The sequence below is a fragment of the Mucilaginibacter gossypiicola genome (assembly GCF_900110105.1).
In the GTDB taxonomy this organism is placed as follows: domain Bacteria; phylum Bacteroidota; class Bacteroidia; order Sphingobacteriales; family Sphingobacteriaceae; genus Mucilaginibacter; species Mucilaginibacter gossypiicola.
This window is the reverse complement of record NZ_FOCL01000005.1, coordinates 437,563-456,007: the sequence shown is the minus strand read 5'-3', so window position 1 is coordinate 456,007 and position 18,445 is coordinate 437,563. Positions and strand designations below refer to the sequence as shown.

Below are 18,445 nucleotides of genomic sequence, written 5' to 3'. Positions count from 1 at the left end.
GGAATTGATATGAAAACGATCATAAAAAATAAAAACCTCTATCTGCTTATGTTCATCATGATCATGGGCGTGGCCTGTAAAAAGGATTTTCTGAATGTTACGCCACCCAACCAGCTATCGGCAGATGTGGTTTGGAGCGATCCGACTTTGGCCGAAGCTTATATGAACGATGCCTACAAAGGCCTGTTAAGTGGTGGATTATCAGAGCAGATGCTCGCTTCTGTATCCGACGAATCGTTATTTAACCATACAGGCCGTGGTATCGACATCGTTAATACGGGCAACGTTAGTCCAACTACTACCGGTTGGATTGATGACGCATGGAACTGGGACAGGATGTACCTGTATATCAGAACCTGTAATACGGCTATCGACAGAATTGTAAGCGGCAACAACAGTATTTCGGATCAGGCGAAAAAAGATCAGTTTTTAGGCGAAGCTTACTTTTTGCGTGCCTATTATTACCAGCAGTTATTACGCTTTTACGGCGGCGTCCCGCTCATCACCAAAGTATATAACATTACCGACGACCTTAAGGTAAAGCGAAATACCTATGAGGAGTGTGTAAACTTCATTGTAAAAGATTGCGATGATGCCAATAAATTGCTATCGGGCAAAACGATGGATCAAGGTCGTGCTACCGCGCTTGCAGCCCTGGCCATCAAATCACGGGTATTACTTTATGCGGCAAGTGACCTGCATGATAAAGCCAAACTTACGGCGAAAGTTAGTGGTATCCCAGACGCAACCCTTCCCCTGCTATGCTATACAAGCGGCAACCAGGCCGACCGCTACCGATTAGCACAAACCGCTGCAAAGGCTGTGATGGATGCTGATCCCCGCACGGGTTATAAACTTAATTTGTCTGCCCCTGTTTCAGCCGATCAGGGAGCTATCAATTATGCAAGCATCGCGATGGGTGGAGGCAGCAAAGCGCCAAATATTGACCCTGCCGGGGCATCTGAGATCATTTTTGCAAAATACTTCCTGCTGCCAAACTACGCTGTAACACCAAACCTTTATAACGGGCCAAATGGTTATCATAACTGGGGTGGAAATTCGCCTATTGGTTTGCTGGTTGATGATTATGATATGCAGGATGGTACCCCGTTCACTTGGTCGAACCCATTAGAAAAAGCAAATCCTTATAAAAATCGCGACCCTCGTTTTTATGCTACTGTTTTGTACGATGGCTCAGATTGGAAACCCCGCGATAAAGTGTCTGGCAATGTTGATCCGGCCAACCAAATTCAAACGGGCACTTATGATTTGATGGTGAGTGGCAAACTAACATCTTTCAGCGGATTAGATACCCGCAACAGTTCGTTAGAAAACTGGAACGGTACGTACACCGGCTATTACTATCATAAATTTACCGATCCTGATCCTAATATCATTGATCAAAACATGCCGCAAACTATTCCGTGGCCTTTTTTTAGGTATACCGAAGCGGTGTTGAATTATATTGAAGCATCTATCGAACTTGGTGATACCGGTCCGGCAGTAGAATGGTTAAACAAGATCCGCTTCAGGGTGGGTATGCCTGCGGTTACCACCACAGATCAAACAAGTCTCAGAACCATTTACCGCCATGAACGCCGGATCGAGATGGCCTATGAAGAACAGCGATATCATGATGTGCGCAGATGGTTAATAGCTAACGAAACTGTGGGCAGGAAGGTAACCATAGTAACTGTTTCCGGAAAATTCAAATCCGGAAAAACACAGGCCTCTCCTTACCACTATGATTCGTCGGTTTATGATTATACCTACACGCCATCCGAATATAATGTACTGGAAAACAGGGCATGGAACAACGCGCTTTATTTCAGACCGATTACCCGCGACGAGATGAACAAGAATAACTTACTGATACAAAATCCTGGATATTAAACATGTCCGAAAGAAACCTCTATGTTGGGTTAAACAGAGGTTGTTGATAAAAGAGGCCTCCGGCGGGAGGCCCCTTTTTTTTATAGCTATTAGCCGTACCTGGCTATGTTTGCGATATCAACGGGCTTTACAAACTAAAACCAAGCCAGGATCAGACAGATCGCCGGCTGATTTAGCCGACAGGCCAACTTCCCTGATCATATCACCAGATAAAATAATTTTATCTCCCTTGATCACGACTCTTTTAGTGACGTTAACCGGCTTATCACCGGCAGTATTTTAATTGCTTGATCGATTGTTACTTCTCTACTTGTAGTTGTTTCTGGCACATTAAAAAGCGTTAAGACAAGCCATTTTTCTTACCTGACTCATGTACAAATTCCCTTTGCCAGTCGCTCAAAACACCATATCACATGCCCTTTATCATCCCCTCCAAAACCTCTAAGATATTAAACAATTGTTCTAATAGATTTTCATCACTTCCAATTAAGGAGACAAGCGACAATGCTTGTCTCCTTTTTTATTGATATAACTTTCTTATTATAAAACCAATAAAAGATATTTTAATTCTAAAACTGGAGCGCAAAACTTTCCCAAAAAATCAGCAATTATCAGAAATTTTAAACTGGTTGAAAAAGTAACGATGTGGGTGTTCGCAATCCACTTAATCGGGATAGCTGAATAATTAGCTACATCGTAAAATTCAAAAACGCTATTTTAAAAACTCCAACTCGAAATTTGACAACCAGCCTACCCCATCAAGGCTCCAATCGCTTGAAACGGGCACTTTTAGCCAGTAAAAGATCAGGCCGGTTACATCGGGGCCGGTTGCTACTATAGAAACCGCTCCGTCCGACACATTCTGTGAGGTACGGCTTGCCGGGATATCATTGCCCAGGGCATCCCAGGTAGACTGCCCTTTCATCAGGAAATTATAGCCCACGGGTGCCAGGTTTGAAACCACACCGCCGCCACCGTCGTCAATTGGCCAGTAGCCAATAAGGTTTTTATAATAAGGATGCTTGGTAACATCTTTTAATGCAATATTAGCTTGTACGGTTGCATCATCAAGCGCCACGTTAAAGTACTCCACATCGGCGGCGTAAAAATCGAGTGCGTCGCTGCCGTCAACATTTTTATGCCCGAGGATAAGCGGGTTTGAGGTGCTGATATTTTTGGTAGCCGAAATATCGCCTGAGTTGGCTAAAACGCCATCTGTATAAAGGGACGCTGTCCTTGCGCTGCCATTTGTTTTTACAGTTAAGGTGATCGTATGCCATTTGCCATCAACTATTGATGAGCCTGCTAAAATCTGCGTTTTGCCCTTACCGCCATTTGCCGAGCCGCCAAAAATCACACCATAATCACCTCCTTGCTGAAATAGTGTCCAGCCGGTAGTAACCGAACCATCAACACCGGTACTTTTTGAAAAGAAGCCAGGGTAATAATTTGCAGCATTCATTTTTATCTGGAGCTGTATGGTGAAGTCCTTGTCTGTACCGGCATCGTACAAGCCATTATCGGCCTTAATAACGGCGTTTGTTGAAGTACCGTTAAAATGCATGGTATTAAAGCCCGATTTGGTAATGGCCTGGGTTTTAAGGCTGGGGTTTGAACAAACAATAAATCCGGGTTTAGGGTTAGTATCGCTACCGCCGCGATTGGTGGTAACAATGATCAGCCAATCTTCGGTTGAGTAGGTTTTACGGGCTTTGATAGCATTGGTGATCTCACCGATATAGCCATCAGTTTTTTCAATGGCTGCCTTGTAATCGGCTAAATCGGCGCTGTAACCTACAGCTTTGCCGGCGGTTTCCACGGCCCTAAAATCAACAAGTATTGCCTTAGCTGCATTGTTTTGAGCAATATTTACAGCCGAATCTTTCACAGCCTCATCATTTGCCGGTAGAATACGGTGATCGGCATGGATCATGTATTTATTCAGGGCCGCGTCGGTAGTAATGGTTACAGTTTTAAATTCGGGCCGGGTATCCAGCATTCTTGACAGAAATGTTGGGTAAACCGTGTTTACTTCGTGCTCGGCGTCAGGGTCGGCAACGGGGATATAGGTATCATCAACGATACTGTGCTTTGCCGATGATACACCTGTGATCATACTTGCCCATGTAGCAGCATCCGACGAAACCGCATCCGTAAGTACACCATAAGTGTACTTACCCGTTTTAATGAGGTTACCAATATTTGGTGGTGCTACTTTTTCAAGCTCGGCTCCGGCGAGGCCATCAATATTGATGATGAGCACTTTTCTTTCGGCCTTACCGTTAATCCCATCGCCATACTCTTCAAATATCTGCGGTGGGTTATCATATTTTTTACAGGCATTAAATACCATCAGCGATAGCAAAGCAAGGCTGCAAAGGATAATGCTTTTGTTTTTATAATTTATCATCATTGGTTTGTTAATGATTGGCTGATTATTTAATTAGGTTCATCTCTGCCAGGGCCGCGTTTGGTGTATTTGTCCAGGCATCTTTCAGTATCACTTTGTAGTACTGGGCGGTTTTACTGGCCGGGAACAGGTACTCATACCGGGCAAAAGCGTTAGCAATGATGGTTGAGCCAACAAACGTCCAGTTTACATTATCGGTACTGGTATATATGTCAATGTTTTTTGGCCTTTGCGCTGTACTGTTTCGCGGAACGAAATACATGCCCTTGGCTGTAACTGGCCCGCCTGCATTTAACACCAGCGTATAAGGATATACTGCCGTTGCGTAATACCATTGCGAATGCCAATAGGTATTGTTATTGCCGTCGATTAAAGCAGCAGCATGGCCATTAATAGCCCCTTCGCCGGTTGTTTCTTCCGAGCTTACGGTTATGCTTGTTTTATAAGTAATATCAGCCGTGCCACCTTGTTTGGTCATAGGGTTGTACGTCCATATTTTTTTTGTAAGCAGCGGATATTTAGCACTGATGGTTTGCTTTGATTGAGAAGATACGCTAATTCCCCAGGCATCAAAAAACGGTTTCAGATCGGTTTTGGCAAACTCCGAAAAGCGTTCGTACACAAAATCCTGCTTGTCCTGGTCGGTATTTGATAAACGCGGGGCATGCCTTGCTGCTGTGTACAGGTAGGTCATGGCATCATAGCCGTAAAGTTCAAAGATTTGCAGAAAAGGAACTATCCTCCTGAAGGGATCGTTCATGGCATCAACCGTATTGAAGTTTGCCGGATCATTATTGGTCTCGGCAAAATCCAGTGCAGGTTGCACCCAATCGTCGCCATGCTGAATAGAAAAATCGGCACCATTACGATGGGCCACTTTAAAGCTGAACAAGTTGTTGGTGGTTTCGCCGAGCGTGCTCCAGCTCCATATATTACCTTGCTGGCAGTTGTGCCCAAACTCATGGTAAGTACCCCAGTTTGCGCCATGCAAAAGCTGATCGATACTTACCACGCTGTTAAACCATTCATTATCCATAGTAGCCACTACCGGGAAACCGTTGTGGCCATAACCTACACTTGGCTGAATATCCAGCACCTCACGCCATGCCCCCTGCGGACTTTTATCGCGCAGATCGGTGCTGTTATCTGAAAGGCCCATCCAGCCGTTATAATCCAACTCAAAAACGTTGTTCCAGGCAGTCATCAAGGCAGTTGGATCGGTAAGTGCATTTGCCGAGTTGAAGTTTTTGATCAGGAAATCTCTGGGGATCAAAAATATCACCCGCTTTGAGCGCAGTTCCAGCCAGGGTACAGTTGATGCCTTTACCTGCGCCATCCAGGTGGCATTGTTACTTGTACCCAGCACAAAATCGGGCTGTTTTGCAGCTCCGGTTATGGTAAATTGAACCGGAGCGGCGATAGCAAATGATGCGCGGATATAAATAGTACCGCCGTATACGTTGCGTACATAATTAACACCCGGAAACAGGGCTTTTACGGTATAGATCAAAGGATCCCGCTGAATACTTACCTGCCCGGTAAGGTCATCAGTATGCCCGCCAACCTGTACGCTTAAGCCGTTAACGCCATCAGGAACAATAATTTTTATCAGTTCGCCGGCAGGTGCCCAATAACCTGTGCTGAATTGCGGCTCGGGTGCAACCGAAATACGCAAGATGCTGGCATTGGATGCCGAAAAGTTAAGATCGAGCGTAAACTTCTCGTCCTTAACTCTCGGCTCGGCCGGATCGATCAGACCCGGAAAAATACGAGCCCGCGAATACATAGACCTGTCAACCTGCGACATGGCTGTATCAACAGTAATATCAACCGGCGTGGTACTGCCGGGTTTATTGTAGCCATCTTCAAACTCATGACCATACTTTTTACAGGAGATAGCTCCTGCAAGCAAAACAGCACAAAGTATACTTAAATATATCTTTCTCATTTATCTGATGTTTTATGGTTTAATATCTGAGTAAACTGGGTTCCATGACCTGCCGTCCAGCTTCCATGATGCAGGTATGGTGATGCTCATCCACTGGTAAATTTCAAATGGGATATCAACGTTGTTGGGTACCATGGTAAAAAACGAGGTATTGATATCGGGGCACAGGGCCGGGCTCAGGTCGCTGAAGTTTTCCCAATCACCGTTAGCACCTACCAGCAGGTCGGCACCTTTTCCAGTTTTTTCTTTCAGCAAATTGCCCGAGCCTTCGGTCATCGGCCAGTAGCCCACAAGGTCTTTATAATTAGGGTTTGATTCATCAATACTGGTTTTGCAGGAGTAATCAGAGATCTGCTGTGTGGTGAGCGCCACATTATATACCTGCAGGTTGGTCATGAGCACGTTAGCACTTTCATCTTCGCTGCCTGGGATGTAACCCAATTTAAATGATGCGTTGTTATTGGGGTTGTTACCATTCATATCCCGAGTGGTGTTAAGCACGCCATCGGTATATACCCTTACCTTTTTGTTTGTACCGTCAAAAACTGCAGTGAGCTTATGCCATAAACCATCGTTAATGGTGGTTCCCTGCGCCTGGCTGGCTACCGAGGAGTTAAGTGTCCAGGCATCACCTTCCAGGAACATATTCCAACCCGCGCCGGTAAAGGCCGTAACCCGTTTTGATAAAAACGTAGGATAGTAAAATTCACCCGGCAGACTTTTGATCAGCACCTGCACCGTAAAATTGCCGTAAACACCGAAATTGAATGTGGTTGGGTCCTGCAATGACGCATTGGGGCGTTTTGAGCCGGCATAATCATAAGTGATACTGGTATTAGTATAAGCTATATTATCGGTTTCGGGCTTTGGCACAAACAGTGTACTGAAACGCGGGTTGTAAAACACAATAAAATTATTGCGGGTTGCATCGGCATAAGAGGTAAAATCGGTGCTGTTTGGGTCGGGTTCAATAGCGCCACCTTTATTTGATGCAATAACCACCAGCCAGTTTTCGGCCGCATAGGTTTTACGGGCTGCTAAAGCTGTCATGATCTCGCCAACATAGCCGTCAATTTTGAGGATGGCACTGGTATATTTTGTATCAGCATCTTCAAAGCTGCTGGCCTCGCCCGCAAGCTCGGCACTATGAAACTGGGCAACTACCAGTTTAGCATCTTCTTTTTGCAATTCGTCGGTTACTGCGCCTTTAACCGCAGCGTCATCATCTTCATAGGTTTTCTGATAAGTAGCATCGCCGGCAAGGTTGGTATTAAAGCTTGCGGTTGATGCGATGGAAACTGTGCGGTAACCCGCACCAGCCTGTTTTAACCTGGCAAACAAGGTAGGATAAGCGGCAAGGTTATTCCCGGCAAAATCATCGGTGGTAACCTTGTGTTTATCGGCCGTAACCCCGGTTATCATATTTGCCCATGCGCCTGCATTGGTTACGGTATTGCTGCCATAATCGCTTAATGCGTCATAAGCGTAAATGGAGTTCTTTACTATTTTAGAAATATTGGGCGCACTGAGCGAGCGTAAGGCACGCCCCCTTACACCGTCGACAATAATGTATAGCACTTTACGCGTTTTTACATTGATGCCCAGCGTATCATTCTTTGAAGCATCTTTGAGCTTGTTTGGAAAATCCTTGTTACAGGTAAACAGCATTGTTGCCAGTAGTGCAAGCACTGCCGCCACCGCCAGGTTTTTCCCCTGCTTTTTGAAGGTATATTTTTTCATTTCGTTACTGTTATTATTGGTATCCCACTTATTTTTTCAACTCAACACGCACTATGTTACCTACTTTGGTGTTATCAAACTTGTTAAAGTCGCCCACCAGTATCACTGCCGGGTTGCCCAGGGCCGAAGTAGTTTCAACCACCTTGGTTATACGCCCCTGAAAGGCCCCCGTATTGTTATAACCGGCAGCCAGCGAGCCATCGGCATTTAGGACCATGAAGCCCTGCCTGATGATGCTGTTGTATTTGTTAAAGTTGCCAGAGATAAGCACCTTGCCATTATTTAGCTGTGCCGCAAAATTGGGCACCCCACCGGTGAGCTCACCAAACTGAAAGGTATCGTCAACACTGCCATCAGCATTAAGGAGCACCACGCCACTCCTGGTTTTACCTCCATAGGTTTTAAATGAACCTGCAAGGATCATTTTACCAGTAGTGGCATTGTAACGGATCGAAGTAACCGGACCATCAGCACCCGTACCCGAAGCAAAGGTTGCATCAACAGAGCCATCGGTGTTAAGGCGTACAATGTGGTTGGCAGGCAAGCCATTAAAGGTGGAGAAAGCCCCGACAGCTATAATTTTACCGTCGGCCTGCATAAAGGCATCATTTATATCGCCATTACCGCCCGCATAACCCTGCCTGGTGCCGGGGTTGTAATTATAGGTAGAATCCATGGTGCCGTCCTGGGTAAGGCGGGCTATCTGGTTCATTTTGGTAACGTCGGCTACTTTAAAATCGCGGGTTGAGCGCGGGTAGAAATACTTCACATAATTTTGGTAATTACCCAGTATGGTAATTTTGCCCTCCCTTACAAAGCTCTTTACAACCGTACCAAACACGCCGCCATTAAATGCAGCCACAGTATCAAGACCCAGGTTTGGGATCTGCGGTTTAAGATTGATGACCTCAATAGCAGCCGAATCTAAAGAGCCGTCGATATTTAAACGGGTGATGCCGTTGATACCCTTCCGATTATTGAAAGTGGATAACAAACCACCCACAATATATTGCCCGTTATCAAGCCTATTTACGGTTTGCAGGGTACCATCGCTACCGGTGCCGGCATTAAGATCGGGTTTAAAATCGCCGTCGCGCGTGATAAGCAGGATATGGTTTATCGGCGTTGAAGGTGCCTGGCTCTCAAAATTGGTGAAGCCGCCAACTAACAGGTAATTACCATCGGGCGTTTGCAAAAGGTCATTTATTGCACCGTTGGTACCATTTACCGCTTTAAAGGAGGCATCGATAGACACCTTCCCATCCACAGTGAACTTAGGGCCAAAAAATGATTGCCCGTCGGCAATAACAGTGGTACCTCCCGAGCTTGCATTATCAGGAATGGTTACGGTAACCGTACTATCGGTAAGGGCTGTTACTTTGGCTTCAATTTCATTAACCAGGAACTGAAAATTGTCTTTATGGCTAAGCAGGCCTTTTATTTTAAAAGTCACGGCATCGCCCGAGCTGCCACTGCTGGGTGTAGGCTCCTCGCCGGTGAATTTAATGCCCAGGGGCGATTTTCCGCCTCCATAAGGATCTTCCTGTAATATCGAAGATTTTTTACAGGAAACCTGTGCAATTACAAGCAATACCAACCCCATTTTCATGAGCTTGCTGCCGGTGTTTTTTATAAGGTTTGATATCATGATCATTTCTTAAGTATTTATATAATTTATCCCCCGGTTATTATTGCGTCGGCTTACTGATCCCTGCCGATTCGGCCGCCGTAATAAACCGTCGACTGTCAAAACCCAGCACATGGTTCTGAAACTGTAAAGCGTGGATAACCCCGTTTGTAGGCTGGATATCAGAAGTTGCAATGGGTACGTTAAGCAAACCCACCGTTGGGTTTGAAAAATCAGGAATGAAGGATAAGATAAGCTGCCTGTAACCAACATATTTTACCCCGTTGGCACTGTTGTAAAACACACCGATGTTCATGGTGCGGCCACCGTATGAAACATAACCCTGGCCGGGGAACGCCGAAAGCGCAAGCGTGTCAATTTGCGGAATGTCCTTTAACAGATAGGTGCCTTTAAACAAGTATTCGGAAAGCATATCTTTCCAAACCTGTGGCTGTACCTGACCCAGCTGTGATACGGTGTCTTTTCCGTTATTGCGCAGATCGGTATTGAGGTTTACTATGGCCTTGTGAATGCATGAGCTGGGAGGCGCAAAAAAGGTTACGTTTTCCTTTTGAAAAACATCTTCCATGCCGGCGACTTTAATAGCCAGCACCAGGCTATCGAAAATGAAAGGTTTAGCTTTCAGGTAATCTAAAATGGTACCGTCATACTTGGCCTGGTGAACGCCCGTATCGTAGTAATAACTATCTTTTTTACACCCTGCCAGGAAACAGGCAGCGATAATGAATACGGCTATAATTGTTTTTATGATCTTGTACATGATATGTTTTGTATTAATATTATTGCCAGAAACTATTTAGGGTGATGTATGGGTTATTAACCAAAGCGCTTTTGTCAATTGGCCATGCCCAGGCTCCTGCTTTGAAATCCTCAACCGGGATAGGATGATAGCAATACTCTTTATCCAGTACTTTTTTAGTACGCACCAGGTCATAGTAGTAATGCCCTTCGCCCATCAGTTCGCGGGCACGTTCATACCAGATATCATCTTTAAGGTCTTTACCTATGTCGGTAACAGGATTAGCTTCGGCCCTGGCCCTAACTACGTTGAGCGTAGTTTGCGCAGCAGCATCGTTACCCAGTTCGGCCTGCGCCTCGGCGCGAAGGAGGATGGCATCCGGCAGGCGGAAAACCATCAGGTCATCATCGGGCAGTACGTCTTCGCCTTCGGCGGCAAAAATGTTCACGAACTTCAGCAACTCCCATGAACCGTCGGTGGCATAAAGGGTAGCCGGATCAAACCAGGTGGTAGCCCTTTTATCAGGTGCATTTAAGGGATACAGTTTGGTTATGAACTTGCTGTTGTAGTAGATATAGCTTTTGGTAATTGATTTTACCGGCTTGTGCGGGTAATGCAAAACCATATCGGTAAAAGTGTTGTACAGATAGTCGCCGGTTGAATACTCACCGTAGTTAAGGCTACGGAGCACTTCAAACAAACTCTCCTTGGTACGGCCTTTAAAGATCTCCTTGCTTCGCGATAGCGGCAACAGTGCATAGCTGTTATTCCCCATTATTTCGGCACCCAGGTTATCTACAGCGGTATAATATTTTGTTTTGTTAGCATCATCAAAACCGGCAGCCCACATATTGAGGTGCATGAGTAAAGCATCGGCACCGCCGCGCATAGCCCTTATGCCCACCAGCGATGGATCGTCATAGGTCCATGGCAGATCATTTTTCACGGCCATCATATCGGCAATACAATTGTTGAGCACCTGCACCATCGGCATCCGAGGCAGCGCGTCCTGGTTATAGGCCTTGGTGTAATAAGGAACATCGCCAAACTGGCGTACCAAAAACAAATAAGCCAGATTGCGCAGAAACACAGCTTCGGCACGATATTGCTTTTTATCAGCATCTGAAAGGGCGGTCACCGTACCGGCCTGTACATACAGAATATTAGCCGACTGGATCATTTTATACCAGCCCGTCCACTTGGTAAGGTTAACGTAATGAAAAAGGTCACTATAGTAAGGATCGGTATTGTTGAGCAGGCTGCGGAGATCATTGGTAGCTATATAGGTAATATAGGTACGGCCTAAACCGGGCGTCATGACAGCCGGACTGCAGCGCAGATCGCCGGTGGTGGCAAAATAAGGCGTGCTCAGTGTATTTTCCCTGAACTGGTTGTAAATACCCAGCGTAAAAGCCTCCACATCCTTTTTGCTTTGCCAATAATTATTACCCGACAGGTTATCTATCGGTGTAACGTTTAAAAACTTTTTACAACCCGGCAGGATCAAGCTCCCGGCAAGTAAAATCAGGAATGCACATAAAAATCGTTTCATAATACTATTCATTTTATAATTAAAATTGAACCTGGAGGCCTAATGTGTATGAGCGCGGGGTAGGATAACCGCCCGAGATATCCCTGCCCAGGTCAGTCACGTTTTCGGGGTTTGCACCTGAATAGTTACTGAAGGTGTGCACGTTATAAGCGGTAACATAAATGCGCGCCGATGAAATATTCCACCGTTTGATCATTGCTTTCTTAAAGTTGTAGAAGAAGGTGACCTGATTAATTTTCAGGTATGAGCCATCTTCCTGAAACAAGGTTTGGTCATAACGGAAAGGTGATACTTTACCCGCCCTGGTATAATCGTAAGGGTTAGGATAGGTTGCATTATTACCCGATGTTTTCCAGTAGTTATAAGCTTCAAGCGGCACTAAACCTGTTTGTGCGGTAGGATTAGCAAAACTCTGGAAACGTGAAGCAAGGTCATTGTTCAACACATCCCTGATAGCCGTAAATGAACCGTTAATACTTAGCGAGAATGGCCCATACTGCATAGATGAGGTAAAACCACCGGTAACCAATGGCTGTGAGTTACCAACCGCCACATAATCATTGGCATCTAACACGTAATCGCCGTTAACATCTGTCCAGGCGGGATCACCTTGTTTAAAGTAGGTATAAACCAGGCCGCCGGTACGGTATCTTAAACCGGTCAATGGGTCAACCGGCACGGCCGAATTGCTTGAATAAACGCCCTTGGTGTTCAGCAATACGTTTGAAAGGCTGTTACGGCCCAAACGGTACAGGATATTCTGACCGGTAGTTGGATCAACCACCAGTAACTGGCTCACGTTATCGGGCAGGTGAACCATTACATCCTTATTAAAGGCTGCATTTACCGATAGCTGCCATGACAGTTTGCTATCAGTTGGCAAAGGACGAGCGGTTAAGGTTAACTCATAGCCGTAGTTAACCACGCTCATTTCGTTGGTGCTTACCTGGCTGAAGGCATTGATATTGGCGATATCTTTCATGCGCAGCATGTTATCAACCTGTTTATAGTAAGCATCCATGGTAACGGAAAATTTTCCGTTCAGGAAACCGGCATCAAAACCACCGTTAAGCTGCGTAGTAGTGGTGGGTGTTAAACCTGTGTTGGGGATAACGCCATAATCTAAATTAACGGTAGGGTCCTGGTTGTAGTTACCACCGGCAACGTAACGGCCATACACGTCATACACCGAGCCGGTAGGCACTATGTTTTTACCGTAGCTAAAACGCAATGAACTATAGTCGAGCCAGTTGAACGACTGCATGAATTTTTCTTTGTTGAAATTCCAGCGTACACCTACCGAAGGGTTTTTGGAGTAACCAGCATCCGGCCCGTTAGTTGATGAACCATCCATACGGTACGACAGATCAAGTACATAGATCTGCTTGTAGTTGTAGGAGAACGCCGCCGCAAGTGAGGCCGTTTTCAGGTCCGACAGGTTATTCAGCGTACCGCCAAGTGATTTACTCCAGTCGTAACCCAGTGGACCCAATATCTGATCGTTAGGTGTACCGCTTTGCTGGATAACGTCGGCCCTGAAATTGGTGCTGTTTAACTCGCCAAAAACATTAAGCCTGAAGTTGTGCTTATTGGCAAATGACTTATCATAAGCCAGGCCGGTACGGTTATATAAAGTATTTTTCCGGTCGAAGTAATTATAAAGCTGATTAAAGTCGCCATTTAATGCGGCCGGGGTCAATTTTTCGGTGCCCTGACTAAAGTAATTAAAGCTGAAGGAGTTGGTAGCACGCAACCCTTTAAAAATCAACACATCCAGGTCAAGATTGGCGGTAATATTTACCGTTTTATTATCATTTTGTGTGCTAAGGGTATTCAATAAACCGCTGCTGGCCGTAAACAGTGAGGGAGCAGGCAATAATGAAGATGAAGCACCGCTGCTGGCCACACCTGTTTGTGTCAGACTGTTACCACCACCCGTGCTGTTATAAGCCAACTGATTATTGATAGCGGCCGATAATTTAAACCTGTCGTTTGGCTGGTACAGGGTGTTCATGTTCAGGTTATAGCGGGTAAAGTCTGTATTTTCAACAATCCCTTTCTGGCTAAAGTAACCGGTGTTAACCTTGTAATTGAACTTGTTTTCGCCGCCCGAAATTTCAACGTTATGGGTTTGGTTAAAGGTGCTCCTGAAATACTTAGCCTGCCAGTTGGTTGAGTTATTATAATAAGCATTTAAACTATCCGACAGGAAGGGGGTGCTGTTAATCGTATTTAATGCGTGGTAATAATTGGTATCGTTTTGCAGGATCTCATCAATACGCATCAGTCGCTCGCCTTTACCACCAATTACTTTGCGCAAAGCCGGTGGCTGTGCAAGGGTAAAGTTGGCGGTGTATTTAATGATAGGCACTTTTGAGTTCCCCCTTTTAGTAGTGATGAGGATAACACCATATGCACCACGCGAACCGTACAATGAGGTAGCCTGCGCATCTTTCAAAATCTCGATGCTCTGGATATCCTCGGTGGGGATAAGTGATATAGGGCTTAAACCCGGGCTGGCCTGGTCAAAACCGTAGCTGTAATTGGAGTTGTCATCGACCGGAAAACCATCAACCACAAACAAAGGAGATGTTGGTGTTAAGAAACCCGAGCCGGATACGTTCACGTTTGAAATACCACGGATATTGATAGACCCTGCCATACCGGGCGTACCATTATTGTTCTGGATATTTAAACCGGCCACTTTACCCTGTATCAGTTCAAGCACGTTGGCTACCGGGGCATCCTGGATATCTTTGGCTGTAATAACAACGCTTGAACCGGTTGAAACCTCCTTGGTTTTTTTCGAATAACCGATGATCACCGTTTCTTTAAGGGCGTTCACTTCTTCGGCCATTACAATGTTCATGACCGGGCCGGTTACCTTGCGGGTAATACTTTTAAAGCCGATGAAGTTAAAGGTAAGCTCGGCGTCGTCATCTGCCTTTACGGTAAAATTTCCTTTAATATCGGTTTGGCCAAGTACTATGGATGGTTTGCCCGAGCGCACCAGTACACCGGGCAGCGGCTTTTTTTCCTTGGCATCAATAACGGTACCCGAAACCGTAATTTTCTTTTGCTGGGCCCCTGCCGGATGACAGAAACTGAGCAGCGCAATCAAAGAAAATAGTATAGCTGAATATCTCATATCAGATCTTATATAATTTTAAATCCTATTCTGTTAATCGTTAATAAACTTGGGGCTCTCGTTCCTGAACCAGAAGGTGATCTCCCAATCGCCTTTCTCGTAGATGGCAAAATCGAGCTTGAGATTGCTCACACTCCGGATATTGCCATAGGCCTGTCTGTCGTAGCTAAAAACTACGTGGGCCTTGTCGCCCGAGGTATTGGTGTAAGCTGTTTGATAAACAATTAATGGAACTGGATAAGCCACGGTGTACTTTACATACTGGTTGGTTTTCTCCATATTAAAACCGTGTACAAGCTTGTCCCATTTGGTGAGATTAAACTGGGCCGGATCAATAGGGTTATACAGCGAATCAACAAATTTGAATTTGAGCGAATTACCATCTCCTACTTTGTGAAACTGCACCTCAATATCATCGCCGCTCAAAAACTTATTGGTTTTGGCACCTATTATGTTTTCTACATCTGATGATGACAGGCCGGTATGTTGCGATAGGCCTGTGACAGCATTTAGCGTTGATGGCTCAAACTCACGCTCCTTTAAAGGCATCAGTTTAAAATCACGGAAATACCTGCGGCCGCCACTGTTTGACATTTCCACATCAAACACATAGCCAGAATCGGGCTGGGTTTTTACAAAGGTTGACCGTGCCGCCGCCCACATCAAAAACTGGCCTGCATGCTCCCTTACTTCAAATAAAGCATGGTTTTCAATTTTGCGTTTGGCCTCTATTTCGGCAATTGATTTTTCATCGCCCAGGTAAGGCGATGTCCAAACCTGCACCGGGAAAAGCTGCGTTAGCTCCGGGGCGGCTGAGCCGTCGCGGTTACGCATATTAATGATCTTGAAAGTTAAGGGCTGCGACGAGTTACCAACAGAAAAGTTATTGTCAAACAAAGTATTGCGGCCTAAAACGGGGCTGTATACTGTTTGGGTAAACTGCGTATTGGTGGCGATTGACTCGCGGTCGTCGGGCAGGTTTTTCAAACAGCCGCTAATACCAACCGATACTATCAGCGCCGCTAAAAGAATGCTAAATGCTGTTAATTTGTATGTATGTTTCATTGTTTTAGCTTTAGTGATTAATCCTTGTTACAAAATCGCCGAAACCAAAATCATGACCGGGCGCGATAACATTCACCGTGGCATTGTTGGTTTTTATGTTTACCGCGTTGGTTGGCGTACTTTGCCAATACCTCACGAAAATTGAGTTTTTAGGATCGGTAAAAGTGATGATGCCCGGCCCGCCACCATTAAAACCCGAAGCATTTGCCTTGGTATAGGCCACATGCATGTGGTAGCCATATTTGAGGCTTTTGATCTGCAAACCGTCCGAATAGCTTTCAAAATCGGCAGTGGTGAGCTTGCCGGGGATGATGTATTTACACAGCATAGTATCCAGCTGTGCCAGATCGGCATTGGCCAAATAAATGGGGGCTTTGTTGGTTTTTCTCCGTACCTCATTCAGGCTCTCTACCGAGATCTGGAAGCTTTTATTGGTTACAGCAAACAGGGTTATGTTTTGATGCTGTAATGAATCTTTAAGGGCAGGCAGCCTGTTAAGCACTATCAGCAGCGAATCATAAACGCCGGGCTGGGCCTGCAGATAGTCAAGCGCGTTACCATTAAACTCCTTTAAGGTATTTTGATAATCGTAATAGGTTTTGTCGGTTTTCTTACAGGCAAAGAGCGTGGTGCCAAGCAGCAATACCATCAGCGTGCGGAAGAAAACAATATTTTTATTTCTCATCTCTATATGTGTTTAAGCATAAATTTTTGACAATGGGCTATGAGCTTCGGGCCTATTTCCAGTAACTGTTTTGCGTAAGCTGGTTATTGGCATTAAGCACATCCGTGGCTATAGGCCAGTAAATCCCTTTTCTATTTATCAGGTCATTAAATGCGGTGTTGTTGCCTTTTATCTTGTTGTAGCGTACCTGATCGTACCATCTCCAGGCTTCGCCCATGAGCTCGCGGCGCCGTTCATCAAATATTTCTTTAATGAGATCTTTATCGGGCCCATCTGAAAAAGTAGCTACTCCCCTGCTTTTCCGGATCACGTTTAAGAGGCTTATGGCATCCTGTCGCTGGCCTAAAACAGCAAGGGATTCGGCACGCAGTAAGGCCAGTTCTTCCAGGCGGGTGAAAATGATATTGGAACTATAAACCGCAAAATTGCCGTTAGTTGAGCCGCCTCTTAACACCTTGATCTTGCTGAACACCGGTGTTTCGCCGCTGTAGTTCACAAAATAATTGGTTCGTGACAGGCCCGAAATAGTATCCAGACCAAAGCGCTGGTCGTTAGGATCGGTAAAAGCGCTGGCAATGGTATCTTTTGGCACATACAGATCGGGCGTTTGCTTGGTGATGAGCGGCGCGGCCAATACCAGCTGCTCAATATGACCGTTAGTGGTCGATTCGCCATACAGGTCATTAAAGCCAAAGCAAATGATCTGGTTGTTTGATGCCCCGTTAAAAATCCCGTCCGAGCTGGTAAGCTCTGTAATAGTTGAATAGGCTATGTTGGCTTTGGCGTAGTTTTTCATGATGAAATCTGTATACACAGCTGCATCAATGTAGTGCGACTGCCATGCGGCAATGTGCGCCAAAACTGCATAGGCCGAAATTTTCGTGAACAACGCCCCTCTCCAGCGGTCGGCATCATAGCCATAGTATAAACCCGGCAGCAGGTCGTTTCCTTCAGCACCGTATACATATGGTAGATCCTTTGCAGCGGCCACCAGTTCGGATTCGGCATAAACCAGTACCTTAGCCTGATCAGTACGGGCCTTAGCCTGAAAACTGCCGTCATCATGCGATGAGGTGATCAGCGGCACATCGCCCCAGATCCTCACCATATAAAAATAGGCGAAAGCCCTCAGCGCACGGGCCTGTGCCACATCAACCTTGTAGTTAACTTCAGTATAACGCTTATCAACAGCCAGCACCTCGGGAGCGCGTTCTATCAGTAAGCTGGCGTTGTTTATCACCGCGTAAAAGGCACGCCAGCTGGTAATATCCTGTAACAGCGGGAAAGATGCATTCAGGTCGCCGTTAACAATGGCTTTCAGGTCCGACCGGTTGGTTGCCGCAAAATCCCCCTGCCTGAACTCGCCCCACAGCCAGTGTGCATTGTTATCGGCAAGGGCGGCACGCATTAAACCATAAGTAGCCATCAGTCCCGAGCGGGTGTCCTGCAGGCTTGTCCAGTGCCCGTCTTCTTTTGCAAGCCGGGTTGAATCAACATCAAGCGACTTTTTGCATGATACATTCAGGCACAGGGCAGCAACCAGCAGTAACATGCCGATTGTTTTGTTTGCACTAATGTGTCTGTTTATAAAAGATATCATATTCAATAATTTTTATT

General features: G+C 45.7%; 11 protein-coding genes. 1 reads left to right on the top strand and 10 read right to left on the bottom strand.

Features of this window, described 5'->3' with window-relative positions; translation table 11 throughout:
• Positions 1 to 9 precede the first annotated feature (9 nt).
• Positions 10 to 1,893 carry a RagB/SusD family nutrient uptake outer membrane protein gene (locus BMX50_RS19540; RefSeq protein WP_091212606.1) on the top strand — a complete coding sequence of 628 codons (1,884 nt, stop codon included), beginning with the start codon at positions 10 to 12 and terminating at the stop codon, positions 1,891 to 1,893.
• Between the two features lie 712 nt (positions 1,894 to 2,605).
• Here BMX50_RS19540 and BMX50_RS19535 read toward each other — a convergent pair.
• From BMX50_RS19535 to BMX50_RS19490, 10 genes are read right to left on the bottom strand one after another with little or no spacing between them, the layout of a single operon-like run.
• On the bottom strand, positions 2,606 to 4,306 hold the full coding sequence (locus tag BMX50_RS19535) for a LamG-like jellyroll fold domain-containing protein (protein WP_091212228.1): 1,701 nt from the start codon (positions 4,304 to 4,306) through the stop codon (positions 2,606 to 2,608).
• Positions 4,307 to 4,328: 22 nt separating this feature from the next.
• Complete coding sequence (locus tag BMX50_RS19530; RefSeq protein ID WP_091212227.1) at positions 4,329 to 6,251, bottom strand: M60 family metallopeptidase; 1,923 nt, start codon at positions 6,249 to 6,251, stop codon at positions 4,329 to 4,331.
• A gap of 12 nt (positions 6,252 to 6,263) precedes the next feature.
• Positions 6,264 to 7,991, bottom strand: a complete 1,728-nt coding sequence (locus tag BMX50_RS19525) for a LamG-like jellyroll fold domain-containing protein (RefSeq protein WP_091212226.1) — start codon at positions 7,989 to 7,991, stop codon at positions 6,264 to 6,266.
• A 28-nt stretch (positions 7,992 to 8,019) separates the two neighbouring features.
• A complete protein-coding gene (locus tag BMX50_RS19520; protein WP_091212225.1) occupies positions 8,020 to 9,645 on the bottom strand; it encodes a DUF5008 domain-containing protein in 1,626 nt (541 codons plus the stop codon).
• A gap of 34 nt (positions 9,646 to 9,679) precedes the next feature.
• Positions 9,680 to 10,399: a hypothetical protein gene (locus tag BMX50_RS19515; protein ID WP_091212224.1), complete on the bottom strand. Its 720-nt coding sequence runs from the start codon at positions 10,397 to 10,399 to the stop codon at positions 9,680 to 9,682.
• 19 nt (positions 10,400 to 10,418) lie between these two features.
• Positions 10,419 to 11,930: a RagB/SusD family nutrient uptake outer membrane protein gene (locus BMX50_RS19510; protein WP_091212223.1), complete on the bottom strand. Its 1,512-nt coding sequence runs from the start codon at positions 11,928 to 11,930 to the stop codon at positions 10,419 to 10,421.
• A gap of 19 nt (positions 11,931 to 11,949) precedes the next feature.
• Complete coding sequence (locus tag BMX50_RS19505) at positions 11,950 to 15,078, bottom strand: SusC/RagA family TonB-linked outer membrane protein (protein WP_091212222.1); 3,129 nt, start codon at positions 15,076 to 15,078, stop codon at positions 11,950 to 11,952.
• Positions 15,079 to 15,111: 33 nt separating this feature from the next.
• The gene (locus BMX50_RS19500) at positions 15,112 to 16,143 is read right to left on the bottom strand and encodes a DUF5007 domain-containing protein (protein ID WP_091212221.1); all 1,032 of its coding nucleotides are present in this window, start codon (positions 16,141 to 16,143) and stop codon (positions 15,112 to 15,114) included.
• Positions 16,144 to 16,153: 10 nt separating this feature from the next.
• Positions 16,154 to 16,828, bottom strand: a complete 675-nt coding sequence (locus BMX50_RS19495) for a hypothetical protein (protein ID WP_091212220.1) — start codon at positions 16,826 to 16,828, stop codon at positions 16,154 to 16,156.
• 52 nt (positions 16,829 to 16,880) lie between these two features.
• On the bottom strand, positions 16,881 to 18,428 hold the full coding sequence (locus BMX50_RS19490) for a RagB/SusD family nutrient uptake outer membrane protein (protein WP_244281046.1): 1,548 nt from the start codon (positions 18,426 to 18,428) through the stop codon (positions 16,881 to 16,883).
• Positions 18,429 to 18,445 lie beyond the last annotated feature (17 nt).